This window comes from Endozoicomonas sp. G2_1 (assembly GCF_017744155.1).
Classification (GTDB): Bacteria; Pseudomonadota; Gammaproteobacteria; order Enterobacterales; family Alteromonadaceae; genus JAGHQT01.
On sequence record NZ_JAGHQT010000001.1, the window covers coordinates 127,481 to 141,589 of the forward strand.

Genomic DNA, 14,109 nt, shown 5'->3' on the forward strand with positions numbered 1-14,109 from the left:
TTTTAATTTATTTTTAAAAAATGATTATTTTAACGAAATAAACAAAAAACGGTTTACAAGCCTTTTAAAATGGCTTAAACCTAAAAAAGGAGATGGCTTTTAGCTCGTTTTTTAAGCTAAAAACACCGTTAAAATGTCAGAATTTTTTACACAAAAACAATTAAGCACTTGTTTTAAATTGAATTTATTGTAAAAATTTCTGACACTCGATAATGGTGTTTAATCAAAGCCAAATAAAATTAGACCTTAGCGAATCGCTAAACATCTTCAAGGGGGTTGTATGAAGGTGTTACATTATCACCAAGATAGTTGTAACGGTGAACAAGCCAGTCGTACTTGCGATAACCGCAGTGCCAATGAAAAGTGTGCCAACCAAAAAAGCACCGGCCAAAAAGTCGCGGTTGTCGACAAAGTAATCGACAGCAAAGCGAGCGCAAAAAACAGTTTTTCTACGCTAGCAAAACTGTTAGCCGCAGCCCTTTTGATCAACGTAAACACCAGTTGGGCAGGCTCTCTGGAACAAGCAAAGCGTTTGCACGATCGCCTTGCCGGCGTCCCTGCTGATGCCTCGACGTTAGGCCAAATGCGCGACTTGATTGATCAAGGCAACGGACTTGATGCCGCCTATGTCGCGATGGAGTCAAAGCACTTTTACAACACCACGTTAAAGCTATTTTCAACCCCGTGGACCAATATTGACCAAGATATTTTTCTACCGCTTAACGACTACAGTGCGACGGTAATTGGCATGGTGCGCGACGATTTAGACTTTCGCCAACTCTTGCAAGCAGACATTGCCTATGTCGGCCGGCCGACATTAAATTTGCCCGCTTATAACATCAATAACAATCAGCATTATCAAGCTCTTGAAGATAATGCTATTGATTTGCAAGCAGATTTAGTACAAGTCACACAATCGAGCTTAAACGGTTTGCCCACTGAGGCAACTGCTGGTGTGTTAACCAGTAGAGCCGGTGCCAAGGCGTTTTTCTATCTTGGCACTAACCGCGCTATGTTGAGATTCACTTTGATCAATCACCTGTGTACCGATTTAGAGCCGATCAAAGACAACACCTTACCACCAGATCGCATTCGCCAAGATGTCAGTCGCAGTCCAGGTGGCGACAGTCGCTTGTTTGTTAACAACTGCTTGGCTTGCCACAGCGGTATGGACCCACTGGCACAAGCGTTTGCCTATTACGATTACGACTTTAATCAAGACGCAGACCCCGAGGGCGATGCGGGTAATATTGCCTACAATCAAACTGGCACTACCGACCCAGTTACCGGCACCCGAGTACAAGCTAAATACTTTAATAACAACACCACCTTTCCACTCGGGTTCACCACGACTAATGACCAATGGCAGAACTATTGGCGCAGCGGTAACAACCGCAGTTTAGGTTGGGATCCTGCGTTAACAGGTTCAGGTGCAGGTCTTAAATCGCTCGGTCAAGAGCTTGCCAACAGCGAAGCATTTGCCCAGTGCCAAGTGAAAAAAGTGTTCAAAAACGTCTGTTTACGCTCGGCTGAAAGTGATGCCGATATTAATCAACTTGCCAGTACAACGGCATCATTTAAACAAAACGGCTATCAACTCAAGCGAGTATTTGCTGAGCTTGGCAACTACTGCATGGGAGAGTGATGTTGTGCACGAGAAAATAACGATGTCGATAATAACTGATTTTGCAAGGCATTCTACAGGCCGCTTTTCAACTAAAAAGCAGGTGTTCTGGGCTGGTATCATCAGCACAGCGGTTTTATTAACTGGCTGTGGTGAGAGCGAGGTACAAACTAATCCCCCTGCACCGCCTACAGCAACTAACCAAGAATACACTGGCCCGGCACCACAAACTGAAGATATTCAAAAATTTAGAACGGCATTATTTGATAATATTGCCATTAGTGAGCGTTGTGGTGGTTGTCACAAACCCGATGATCAAGCGCCCTATTTCGCTCGCTTTGACGATGTTAATTTAGCCTACGCTGCTAGCCAACCGCTAGTAGATTTAAGTCAGCCAAGCCAATCGCGCTTAGTGACTAAAGTGGGCTCAGGTCACAACTGTTGGCTTGGCAGTGATCAAGCGTGCGCCGATACCATGACTCAATGGATAAAGCAGTGGTCTGACGATCGGGTCAGTGTTGCCACCACCATTGAGCTGACTGCACCTGTGATTCGAGAACCTGGCAGTAGCCGCGTATTTCCACAAGACGCGAGTTTATTTAATCAACACGTTTACCCAGTTGTTCAACAATACTGCGCCGACTGTCACAACGAAACCTCAGCAACGGCGCAATCGCCATTTTTCGCGAGCGGCGACTTAGCCAGTGCCTACCAAGCGGCAACGCGGGTGATAAATTTGGACCAACCCGAGCTGTCTCGTTTAGTGGTTAGACTCGGCAGTGAATTTCACAATTGTTGGAGTGACTGCCAAAATAACAGTAACACCATGCGCGAGGCAATTAACGCCTTTCGCGAGCAAATTCCACTGAGCCAAGTCGACGAGGCGATGGTGACCTCAAAGGCACTGCGTTTAACCGACGGCGTGGTCGCATCAAATGGCGGTCGTTTTGAAAGTGATATGATTGCCCTTTACCAGTTTAAAACCGGTAGTGGCAATATTGCTTACGATACTTCTGGCGTTAGCCCTGCTGCTAACCTGACCTTAACCGGCGATATCGACTGGCTTGGCAGTGGTGGCTTAGTGTTTAACAACGGTAAGGCGCAAGCGAGCACAGCTACCAGTAAAAAGCTTCACGATTTAATTACCGCAACGGGGGAATTTACCGTTGAAGCCTGGCTTACTCCCGCTAATGTTGTGCAAGAAGGACCTGCACGCATTATTAGCTACTCTGCCGGTGATGATCAGCGCAATTTTACTTTAGGTCAAAGCCAGTACAACTATGATTTTATGCTGCGAACAGCGGCAACGTCGGTTAACGGCGAGCCAGCGCTGAGTACACCCGATGCCGATGAAGTACTGCAGGCCAGCTTACAGCACGTCACCTTAACCTACAGCCAAGCCAATGGTCGCCGTATTTATGTCAATGGCAACTTGATTGAGGTTAGTGATGATGAAATAAGTCCACTGGCCTCATGGGATAGCAGTTTTGCCTTAATTCTTGGCCGCGAAGCGTCAAACAATCACGTTTGGCAAGGTAACATTCGCTTACTAGCAATCTACAATGCGGCGCTGACAACAGAACAAGTGCAGCAAAACTTTGAGATTGGCGTCGGCGAGCGCTTCTTCTTGCTGTTTAGCATTGGCGATTTAATTGACTTGGCCAACACCTATTTAATGTTTGAAGTCAGTGAGTTTGACAGCTTCAGCTATTTGTTTAGCAAACCGGCCTTAGTCAATTTAGACCAACAAGCCCTCGCCCAACCATTGGCTATTCAAGGCATTAACATAGGGATCAACGGTCAGGAAAGTCAGCAAGGCCAAGCCTATGCCAATTTTGAGCAAACCATTGCTGGCCAAACGTCGTTAGCGACGCCACTGTCGTTATCACCACTTGGCACTATTTTCCCAATAGAAAAAGGCCCAGAGCAAGATGAGTTTTTCTTATCTTTCGAGCGTTTGGGTGAGCACAGCAACATTAAAGTTGAAGCTGATTTGGTACTGACGCCAGAGACTTTTGATAGCAGCAACAGCGCAGACATTGGTATTCGCAACTTTGCTGAAATTTTTGCCTCGATGAGTGCGTTAACTGGTGTAGCGCAAAACAACGGCAAAGTATTTGATGTTTATCGAGTTATTCAGCGTCAGCTACCGGGTATAGACAACATCGAAACCTTTATTTCAGCCCAACAAATGGCGATTACACAGCTAGCAATCGCTTATTGTGATAGCGCCATTGAAAATGACAGCCTGCGCAGCGCTTGGTTCCCCAACCTCGACTTTAGCCAAGCGCCTGCCAGCGCCTTCGCGCCGAGTACTCGAAACCAATTTGTTGAACCGTTGCTCAACAGGTTAATGCCACTTGAACCGAGCAGCCAACCGATGAAGAGTCAAGTAAGCACTGAAATAGGCAACTTAATTGACCGCTTGAGTCAGTGTAACGGTGTCAGCTGTGACGAACAGCGAACTCGCACCATCGCCAAATCGAGCTGTGCCGCGGTACTTGCCAGTGCTGTGACACTCGTTCAATAACATGGGTTCAGAAATCAGGATAAGACAATGAAAAAACCTTCACACTACCATCCAGACACACCCTTGTTATTTGCTGATCATCAAAAGCCAGTCAGCCGACGTGATTTTATCGCCTCTGGGCTGCGCAAAGGCGCTGGTGTCGTCGGTGGTATGTCACTGTTTGGCATGTTTAACAAACCTAACCAAGCGCATGCGACGCTATCGGCTGACTTAGAAGCATTGCGCAGCTCCTGTGGAATCAATGTACAAGGTGCTGGCAAAATTCCGTTTATCTCGTTTGATTTAGCCGGCGGTGCCAATATCGCTGGCTCGAATGTCTTAGTGGGTGGCGCTGGCGGCCAACTGGACTTTTTATCAACGGGCGGTTATAACAAACTCGGTTTGCCGGGTGATATGGCACCGTCAATTGCCAACCCAGCTTCGGGGCAATCCGATTTTATCAACACCGAACTCGGTTTGGCGTTTCACTCAGATTCGGCGTTTTTACGGGGGATTTTAGAGCGCACTTCTGCCGATACCCGCAGCCGCATCAATGGTGCAGTTATTCCGTGTCGTTCCGACAACGATACCAGTAACAATCCGCATAACCCGATGTACGCGATTGCCAGTGCTGGTGCTGATGGTTCATTGATGACGTTATCTGGTTCGCGCAATACCGATTCAGGTGGAAACTCGATGGCACCGACGCGATTCACCGACCTAAGCAAGCGACCAACCAAAATTGACCGGCCGAGTGATGTTACCGGCTTAGTGGATACTGGCGACCTGTTTAGCTTGTTGTCACAAGCCGACGCTGTGGCAGTTATGGAAAGTATTCAACGGGTCAGTGCGCAAAAAATGGCACAGGTAAATACCCAAGTCACTCGAGATGACGTAATTAAAGATTTAGTGAATTGCGGCTATGTCAAAAGTGCTGACTTGGCCGACCGTTTCGGTAATCCAGCGACCTTAAATCCTTTGCTCGACCCTGATATCGTTGGCCCCGGTGGTATTTTTAGCTTGGCGGAGTTTGACGGCGACAGCGAATTTCGCAAGACCTCGTCGATAATGAAACTAGTGGTCAACGGCTTTTCTGGTGCTGGCACCGTGACCATGGGCGGCTTTGATTATCACACGGGTGAACGAGCAACGGGAGAACTCAGAGACTTGCGCGCCGGTCGCTGTATGGGCGCTTGTTTAGAATATGCCGCCAGACGCAATATGCCCTTGATGATGTACGTATTCAGCGATGGTTCAGTGGCCAGTAACGGCCGTATTGATGATTCAATAGAAGGACGTGGTAAAGGTGAATGGACTGGTGATAATTCATCGACTGGCGCTTCATTCTTCCTAGTTTACAACCCCAATGGCAGACCAGCATTAATGGGGGCAACTCCTGAACAAGCAGCGCGCCATCAGCAAATTGGCTTTATGCGCGCTGATGCCTCTGTTGACACCGCTTCGGCCCCTTCAGCCAACAATGTCAACTTATTGGTGGAAACCGTGCTGTTAAATTACCTAGCACTGCACGGCGAACAAGGTCAATTTAGTCAGCTAGTGCCTGGCCAAGGCCTTGGTAGTAGCGCCTTAATTGACTCACTGACAGCATTTCAACCAATTGTTAGCGGCACCTTAAACCAAATTTAAATGCTCAAAATACCTTACTAGTTTTGCTGTAAACCTTGAGAGAAGTGCAGCGTTTGCTGATTATCAATAATAATCGCTTCATAATCGTCGAGGCGATTAATTAACGCCATGCCCCGCTCTAAGCCGAGGACAAAAATGGTGGTAGACAAAGCATCGACATAGGTTGGGTCTTGGCCAATCACCGAAACACTGACTACTTGCCACGCCGATTTACCTGTTTTGGGGTTAATAATGTGATGGTAGCGAGTACCGTCTTCGACAAAGTAACGTTCATAGTCACCTGAGGTTGAAATAGCTTCGTTGGCAAGTGGTAAGTGCACGGCATTTTTTTGCTCTGCTCTTGGGTGTTTAATGCCCACTAGCCAAGGTCGACCGCGGCGATCCCCTAACAGGCCTGTATCGCCACCGGCACTGATTAAGCCATGTTTAACGCCAGCCGCTTTTAACAAGGCCAAACAATTTTTTACTGCGTAACCTTTGGCGATTCCCCCTAAATCAATTTTAATTTTAGGATGATTGAAGCGAACGGAATTGTTTGATTGATCGAGTACTATGCCACGATAATTAATCGCCGGAAGTGCTTGCTCAATTTGCGCTTGGCTAGGTTTTTGTTTGTTGCGGTAGTCGTATTGGTAACCGACGGAAGCATAGGTAATATCAAAAGCGCCGTCGCTAAGTTCGGCAATTTTTTCGGCATTTTTCAGTAAATCAAATAGTTCTGGGCTGATCACTACCGGTCGCATAGCAGCTAAACGGTTCAGTTTAGACAATTCGCTGTCTGCTTTGTAAGGACTCATACCTTGATCAATACGTTGCATTTCAGCGACAACACTGTCAATAATATTGCGTGCTGCTAGTGGCACTTCCTTTATAGCTACTTGCTCTGATGTTTCACTTTCTAACCAAAATTCGACGTGGGCTTGCGTGCCCATTACTTCAAAACTGTGTTGATACCACTGTGCTTGTGCGGTAATAGGAACAGACATTAAGAAAATAAAACACAGTAGATGGCAACTGACTATTTTAATCGGCAAACGGGTAAACACAAACACACTCAGAACAGCTTATTTAGCGGGTAGATTAACACAGTTAGCATAGTAAGTAACGGTAGCGGGCCAATCGGAGAAGATCGCACTAACGCCGACTTGACGGGCCAAAACATCGAGTACTTGATAGGTATCGCCTTCGCCATTTATCGCTTTATGAATGCTTTGATAGTACCAACCGCCCTGCTGCTGACTAAGCTGACCTGAACGCTCTAAAGTCCAACTAATCAACTCTAACCCCGCGGCTTTTGCGGCAAGCGCATAGGCTGAAGGTACAATTTGACCATTGTCGTTTGTGGTTAACAACACCCAAAGTGGTGGCGCTAAAATAGTAACCCCTTGTTCGGCCAATTCAGTCATGCTGGGTGACCAAGTTTGTGGGTTCATGTGATCAAATACGGCGACACCCGCTTCGTTATGTTCATACCTGTCATCGAGGTAAACCGCTTGCGCACCGAAGCTCGGATGCTTCGCGAGCCAATATTGGATATCTTTCAAGTTAAACGACTGCGGATAAACACGACTCGGCGCAACGCCTTGCTGTCGATATTCATTGATCATTTTGTCAGCATAGTCTTGCTGACTAAAACCATGAAACGGCATGGTGACCATTGGCGCTTTAAGCTCAGGTGTCATTTTAACTCCTGCCGCTTTAAACATTTCGATACTGTCGCGATGAGTCATTAAAGTGCCAGTGGCTGCGTATAAATCAGTGCGCCAATTCGGTGTTCCTTTCAGGTACTCTGCGACTGTGGTCGCTTGTCGATTGACACCGTCCATCTTGCCCTTGAGCTGTTTAAACTCAGCAAGGGTGATATCACTAGTACAACATTGAGCACTAGCTTGCCTACCTAGTGCTGGATCAGCCGGTTCAAAAGGCTGACGGCACTTGGCCGCTAATTCAGGAATATCAAGTATATTGGTGGTTTCAGCCAAGTCACATTGTGAGTGGCGACAGACCAGCTCTTGGTCTTTGGTAAAAGTAACATCGCATTCCAAAACACCGGCACCTGAATCAATCGCCGCTTGATAAGATTCTCTCGTGTGTTCAGGAAATTGTAATGGCGCACCGCGATGGCCGATAGAAAAATCATGACGATAAAGTTGATTGCCACGACACTGTTCAAGTTCAGTTTTTAACTGGCCTGTCGGTAATTGTTCAACGAGATAAAGCGGTCTTAAACCAATCTGAGCGACAACTTCGCGATGTGTTTTAGCACTGCCAGTGTTCGATGTTTGGCTACAAGCAGTTAACAACAGAAGCGCTAAAAATAGATGAAAAGAGTTAACCAACTTAGACATATTGATGACCAAACTAAACAGATTTTAAAATGCGAGCCAATTGCCCGCTAATTTAACCAAGTAATTTGACAAATAAATGAATGTATTAGCTTTGTAAAAAGTAAAAAAGAGCCAGACTAGTGAAAGTACTTTTCTTTCAGCCCTTGCAATTGACCACTCTCGCGCATTAAGTCTAACTCGCGATCAATTAATTCTTTAAGCTCTTCAGCTTTTGAATAGCCTTTGGAGATAAGCATGTGATAGTCGGTGTCTGGCAAGTAATTAATAGCGCCGTAGCCAAGTTTATTGTTTACTGCTAGATCTGGGCGCGTTAAACGTAGCCAAAAATACAACTCTTCGCCGGCTAAAAAGACATCAAAGCGATTAAGGTACATCATTTCAATTAAATTGCCGTAAGAGTGGGTATAAAATTCAACCTGACCATCTTCAACGCCAAAAACAGTTTGCGCGTAACCGCGAACACCACCGAGTGAATACTGTTCAAAATCTCGATTAGTATTGATTGTAATACCTTGTGGATACTTTGATTTACTGTAGAAGTAATGTTTTTTGCTATCAAAGTGAGGCTGGGTGAGTAGGTAATTTTCAGCTCGCTCTTTAGTGTGAACGGCATTTAATATCAGCTGGAAATTTTTGCCATATTTTACTTCGTGTAAACAACGTTTCCAGGGCAATAAAGTGATTTGATAACGAATATTGTGTTTGCGGAAAATCAAATCGATTAATTCAACCGTTGAACCAATCAGCTCTTTGGTCTTATCACCACCATCGCGTTTATAGTAAGTTAATGGCGCAAACTCAGCACCATCATCACAAATTTGGATGCTTTGCCCTGCCCATTGATTTGCCATGGCCAATGGCGCTGTCAATAAAAACAACAAGCTTAGTAATAACCTAGTAAACTTTAACAAACCAATCACAACGCTATTTTATTAACTGCCCTATTGTCCAAAACTATAGCCTAACACTAATGAACGGGGTTTTAAAAATAAAAAGCCCGGATAACCGGGCGTTTTAGTATTACTTAGAATGGCATTTTGAAACCCGGCGGCATTTGCATACCACCTGTTAACGCGCCCATTTTCTCTTTATTGACTTGCTCAACGCGACGAACAGCATCATTAAAGGCGGCGGCAACTAGGTCTTCAACCATCTCTTTGTCGTCTTCCATCAAGCTTTCATCGATGTCAACACGACGCACACTGTGATTACCCGTCATAGTGACTTTAACCATACCTGCACCCGCTTCACCAGTGACTTCCATATTGGCGATTTCTTCTTGTGCTTGCTGCATTTTTGCTTGCATTTGCTGGGCCTGCTTCATCAGGTTGCCCATACCACCTTTCATCATAATGACATCTCCAAAATTATTTGCGGCAACGATAGAACTTCACAATAAAAAAAGCAAGTTCTGATCAAAATTAGTTAACTTAGCCTCAGCTGCACTGCTATAAGGCCTTTATTGTTTCAGGATCGAGCTCGGCCTGAAAGTCTCGCTGAAAAGCGACAACAATATCGTCTTGCTCAAGTACTTGCTTTGCATACTGATAACGCTTGTCGTTAATATCATTTTGAATTTGATAAGGGTCAGCAATTGTTTGTTCAACAACATTAATCACCACTGTTATCGGGCGATTCAAGTACTGACAAATTGCTTGCTCAAGCTGTTGATGCGCCGCTTCACTTTGTAAATGTTTAGTTGATTGGTCAAGCGACAAAACAAGTTGGTCGTCGGTCGAGTTAGCTGAAATTGTCGCGTGAATAGCAAGCTGACGAATTCGACCATTCAACGCCATTGCGTCGATCATACTCGCCCATTTATCAATTTGATTGGCATTTCTGATCTTGGCCGGATCGATAATCTCAGGGTGATAGACCTGTTCAGGTATTTCAGCAATATTGATTGGCTCTGGTGTCGGTTCAACCGTTGCACCGTTTTGCTCATCAATTGATTGTGGGGTTTGCGGCGTATCAACATTAACGGTTTGTTGGGTTGGCGCCGCTGCGCCACTAGGCTTTTTTGTTTGTTGCTGCTCCAGCTGTTTCTTTCGGCTTCTGAGCATATTGCGAGAAGCAAGTATCTGTTCAACAGGTGAGCTGACATCGTTATCTTGCACATCAGATACTGAAGATTGCTGTCTAATGTTACTAGCAATACTGGCGTTTGATTCAACATCGGTCTCTTGTACTGATGATGCCAGCATTAACGGTTCTTGGGCAACCGAGTTCTGAGCTGCTGTTTGTTGCGTATCGAGCAATTCACTGTTATCACCGACACTTGTCGATGACAAGTTATCATTTTGTATCATCGATGCCGCTGTTTGCTCAATTGCGGCTAATTCTTGTGCTAAAACCTCTTGATGTTGCTGCTCTTGGCGCTCAACTATTGCACTGTCTTGTTCAACAACGTGCTCAGGCTGATTTTCGGCTGGTTGTTGTGCCGTCAAATCTTGAGCTGAATGCTTAATATCTTCAATGTTAGGACCAGCTACTGATTTTTCACCCGTATTTTGGTCAGCACGATTGTGCTCACTGACCGATGACGAATTCGATACTGAACTCCCTATTGGTGAAAGCTCGGTTAAATCATCTGTAACTTCAGGCTTAGCGTTAGCTTGTACTTTTGAGTTATCAGCCGAGTTCTCAGTTTGTGCTGTTTGACGCTGACGATTACTGTGCGTCATCGGCTCAAATGCCAACATTCGCAATAACACCATATCAAACGCGGCTTGCTCATCAGCAGCGTAAGGCATGTCTTTACGACCGTTTAAAGCAATTTGGTAATAGAGCTGAACATCTTCTGGGCTTAGTGCGCGACAAAAGCTGGTAAACAGTTTTTCTTGCTCAGGTAACAAATCAAACGAGTGCTCAATAATTTGTGCTAAGGCGACTTGATGCAATAACTGAATCAAATCAGCTAGTAATCGATGATAATTGGGCGCGTAACTGGCAATTTGCTGTGACAACGCCATTAAGCCTTGGCTGTCTTGCTTGACCAGTGCTAGCAAGATGTTAAATGACCAGTTTTGATCAACGCCACCGAGCATTTGCTGAATATTGTCAGCAATCAGTTGACCTTGGCCTTGCGCTATCGCTTGATCGGTTAAGCTCAAGCAATCACGCATGCTACCCTTAGCCGCCTTCGCTAACAGCAACAAGCTAGTATCGTCAAAAGTCACTTGCTCTTGCGGTAAAATAATCTCTAGTTGCTGCTTAATTTGACTTGTTGTCAATGCCTTCAAATGAAATTGCAAACAACGAGACAAGACAGTAACGGGCAGTTTTTGAGGATCTGTGGTGGCAAGAATAAACTTAACGTGCTCAGGGGGCTCTTCTAATGTTTTCAACAAAGCATTGAAACTACTGCGCGAGAGCATATGTACTTCGTCGATTAAATAGACTTTGTAACGACCGCGGCTAGGCGCATATTGAACATTGTCGAGAATTTCGCGAGTATCATCGACTTTTGTTCTTGATGCAGCATCAATTTCGAGTAAATCGATAAAGCGGCTTTGATCGATATCTTGACAAATATCACACTGGCCACAAGGGGTTGCCGAAACGCCCTGTTGACAATTTAAACTTTTAGCAAAAATTCTAGCGATAGTCGTTTTACCGACGCCACGAGTGCCGGTAAACAAATAAGCGTGATGCAAACGTTGCTGTGCCAAGGCATTGGTCAAGACATTAACAACGTGCTCTTGCCCCATCAACTCTTGAAATGACTTGGGACGCCACTTTCTCGCTAGAACTTGATAGCTCATTTAAATCCTATTTTTACGCTTTATAAATCAACGCGTTATTCACCTTCATACTGCAATAACGAATGCACTGATAATGATAGGTCAGCTAATTTTTTCTCACCGCCAAGATCGGGTAAAGAAATGACAAATGCAGCATCGGCAACGCTTGCACCAAGGCGTCGAATGAGTTTCGTGGTTGCTTCAATCGTACCGCCTGTTGCCAACAAGTCATCAATAATAAGCACTTTGTCTTCACTAGTCAGTGCATCTTGATGAATTTCTAAGGTGTCTTGACCGTACTCTAACTGGTAAGACTCTTGAAATGTTGCTCTTGGTAATTTGCCAGGTTTGCGCACAGGTACAAAACCGATATTTAACGCATAAGCCAACGGTGCACCAAATAAAAAACCGCGTGCTTCAGTACCGACAATTTTAGTAAAACCCTGATTTTTATACTTTTCGACTAGTAAGTCGATAGTTAACTTAAAGGCTTCAGAATTTTCTAAAATGCCCATTACATCACGAAACATGACTCCTTCAACAGGATAGTTAGGAATAGTGTGTACGGCGTTTTTAAGAATTAAGGTTTGCTCAGAAATCATTTTACAATATTAAAAAATTTGAATGGCTAAAGGATAAAGCAATTTTTACCAATTTTATAGCGCAGAAATAGCTTTTAAAGAGTTAAATTAATTTATGTGTTGCGAATGTTGAATAATTCGGCAGATATACTGTGAACGAGAGGGTTACAAATTAAATTATGGGGAAATAAAGTGAGAGTTTTAACGCTAGTTGCTGTAACAACCAGCGTAATTACAAGAATTGCTACTATTAAGACAAAACAGTAAACCAGCCCATTAACATAGGTAGTAAAGGCATAGAAACCATCGCAACAAGTGCTAAAAACAAGTGCATTAGTGATGAGCTATCTTGAAAATCTTCGTGGTGTGACATAAACAGTTCCTGCAAGTAAAAATCGCAGCGCATTTTACCAGTGTTCGATAAAGATACAAGAGTTTGAGATAGATCAATTTTTGACATTATTTGAGCAATGGGAATAAATGCTCTAATAGCCAAATAGATGAAAGTAATTGAGTTATGCTATTGATGCTATGTTCATCTCAGTGCTTTGAACTGAAAATGCCGACAAAGTGACAAATAAAATTTGTATTCGCAAACCTAAAGGGCGTTTCAATATCACTTTTACAACTAAAGTCGGCTAATGTTTATTCGATGAAAATCAAATCAATCTATTTTTAGGTGATGGAAATTGATTATCAATTATGGCGGGCAATTGAGATGCCAATTACTAGGTTTTTTAATACCACTTATTGATAGTAAAGAATGACTGTCCGGGCGCAACAATAGTTAGCAGTTCTTCTACATAGCACAAGTTATTTAAGTTGTACTGGATGGAAACAGGCTTATCATTGACAATGATTTATAAAAAATTCAGACATAAAAAATGCGGCTGATCAGAGCCGCATTTCTTTAACTAGCTTTATGGCATCCTGCATACTTTCAGTGTCTCTCAGTTTATCCTTAAATCACCTTCCATAGAGTAACATCCAATGTTTTTATCCATTACCGCCATGGTGTTCCTTTGCATTCCGTGCTCATACTCCGCCCCTGAAGTACGAACGCTTAAAAGCCGTCCCTTCGACCGTCCTGGTCAAACATCCATGCCTTTCCTATCCTTATAACACTCTTTGCTAGAGTTACTGTCCTTAGTTTGCGTCCTTTCGCATCCTATCCTTTATTCCTTTAGTTGGTTATCCCTAACACATCCATTATTTCCAACGAGGTTTCCTTGCCACTTGTGATTTCCTATCTCACTATTGTCCTATCCTTGCTCCCTTTTCCTAATCCTTGTGATATAGTCCTTAATGTTTCATCCTGAAACCACATCCAAGTGTTTAAGTCTTCCTTAATTTGTTAGCTCCGTTACTTAAGAGCTTCCTGCCCTCTGTCGTCCTGACATGATTAATATTAAACAATTTTCAAAATTTTCTTACCGACGAAATGAAAAAATAATTTCATCACAAATTTGAAATAATTATAAAAACGAATAAAAACCATAAAAAATCAAAACCTTAAATAAGAACAAAATTTATCACTGACACTTTTTGCCATATTTTCTCACAGCAATGTAAGACATGTCTTACACGGTTAGGTAAAAATGACTATTTCATCTCAAGCGGTTTAAAAGGTATTACGCTCAGGATATGAGCACAACAG

General features: G+C 43.9%; 10 protein-coding genes. 3 read left to right on the top strand and 7 right to left on the bottom strand.

Going from position 1 to position 14,109, the window contains the following annotated elements:
• Positions 1-280: 280 nt before the first annotated feature.
• Genes J7384_RS00590 through J7384_RS00600 form a run of 3 tightly spaced genes read left to right on the top strand, consistent with a single transcriptional unit; the run spans position 281 to position 5,780 of the window.
• Complete coding sequence (locus tag J7384_RS00590) at positions 281-1,645, top strand: hypothetical protein (RefSeq protein WP_247741557.1); 1,365 nt, start codon at positions 281-283, stop codon at positions 1,643-1,645.
• Complete coding sequence (locus J7384_RS00595; protein ID WP_209110157.1) at positions 1,539-4,154, top strand: LamG domain-containing protein; 2,616 nt, start codon at positions 1,539-1,541, stop codon at positions 4,152-4,154. The genes J7384_RS00590 and J7384_RS00595 overlap by 107 nt, the downstream gene beginning before the upstream one ends.
• Before the next feature lie 27 nt (positions 4,155-4,181).
• On the top strand, positions 4,182-5,780 hold the full coding sequence (locus J7384_RS00600; protein WP_209110159.1) for a general secretion pathway protein GspF: 1,599 nt from the start codon (positions 4,182-4,184) through the stop codon (positions 5,778-5,780).
• A 17-nt stretch (positions 5,781-5,797) separates the two neighbouring features.
• Here J7384_RS00600 and J7384_RS00605 read toward each other — a convergent pair whose 3' ends face one another.
• The 7 genes from J7384_RS00605 to J7384_RS19485 all read right to left on the bottom strand — a co-directional run bounded on the left by J7384_RS00605 (position 5,798) and on the right by J7384_RS19485 (position 12,825).
• Positions 5,798-6,832: an FAD:protein FMN transferase gene (locus J7384_RS00605; protein ID WP_348523831.1), complete on the bottom strand. Its 1,035-nt coding sequence runs from the start codon at positions 6,830-6,832 to the stop codon at positions 5,798-5,800.
• A gap of 12 nt (positions 6,833-6,844) precedes the next feature.
• Entirely contained in the window at positions 6,845-8,128 is a 1,284-nt protein-coding gene (locus J7384_RS00610; RefSeq protein WP_209110165.1) for a glycerophosphodiester phosphodiesterase family protein, read from the bottom strand.
• Between the two features lie 116 nt (positions 8,129-8,244).
• The gene (locus J7384_RS00615; RefSeq protein WP_209110166.1) at positions 8,245-9,009 is read right to left on the bottom strand and encodes an ABC transporter substrate-binding protein; all 765 of its coding nucleotides are present in this window, start codon (positions 9,007-9,009) and stop codon (positions 8,245-8,247) included.
• A 143-nt stretch (positions 9,010-9,152) separates the two neighbouring features.
• Positions 9,153-9,479 (bottom strand): YbaB/EbfC family nucleoid-associated protein, encoded by a 327-nt coding sequence (locus tag J7384_RS00620; RefSeq protein WP_209110168.1) that lies wholly within the window; start codon positions 9,477-9,479, stop codon positions 9,153-9,155.
• Between the two features lie 97 nt (positions 9,480-9,576).
• Positions 9,577-11,892, bottom strand: coding sequence for a DNA polymerase III subunit gamma/tau (gene dnaX / locus J7384_RS00625; protein WP_209110171.1), 2,316 nt, complete (start codon positions 11,890-11,892; stop codon positions 9,577-9,579).
• A 35-nt stretch (positions 11,893-11,927) separates the two neighbouring features.
• A complete protein-coding gene (gene apt, locus J7384_RS00630) occupies positions 11,928-12,473 on the bottom strand; it encodes an adenine phosphoribosyltransferase (protein WP_209110172.1) in 546 nt (181 codons plus the stop codon).
• Positions 12,474-12,702: 229 nt separating this feature from the next.
• Positions 12,703-12,825, bottom strand: coding sequence for a hypothetical protein (locus J7384_RS19485; RefSeq protein WP_280636278.1), 123 nt, complete (start codon positions 12,823-12,825; stop codon positions 12,703-12,705).
• Positions 12,826-14,109: the final 1,284 nt, after the last annotated feature.

Excerpts from the sequence above, each read along its gene's own strand:
- J7384_RS00590 (WP_247741557.1), top strand. The coding sequence starts at position 281 with ATGAAGGTGTTACATTATCACCAAGATAGTTGTAACGGTGAACAAGCC.
- J7384_RS00595 (WP_209110157.1), top strand. The coding sequence starts at position 1,539 with ATGCCGATATTAATCAACTTGCCAGTACAACGGCATCATTTAAACAAA.
- J7384_RS00600 (WP_209110159.1), top strand. The coding sequence starts at position 4,182 with ATGAAAAAACCTTCACACTACCATCCAGACACACCCTTGTTATTTGCT.
- J7384_RS00610 (WP_209110165.1), bottom strand. The coding sequence starts at position 8,128 with ATGTCTAAGTTGGTTAACTCTTTTCATCTATTTTTAGCGCTTCTGTTG.
- J7384_RS00620 (WP_209110168.1), bottom strand. The coding sequence starts at position 9,479 with ATGATGAAAGGTGGTATGGGCAACCTGATGAAGCAGGCCCAGCAAATG.
- dnaX (WP_209110171.1), bottom strand. The coding sequence starts at position 11,892 with ATGAGCTATCAAGTTCTAGCGAGAAAGTGGCGTCCCAAGTCATTTCAA.
- apt (WP_209110172.1), bottom strand. The coding sequence starts at position 12,473 with ATGATTTCTGAGCAAACCTTAATTCTTAAAAACGCCGTACACACTATT.
- J7384_RS19485 (WP_280636278.1), bottom strand. The coding sequence starts at position 12,825 with ATGTCACACCACGAAGATTTTCAAGATAGCTCATCACTAATGCACTTG.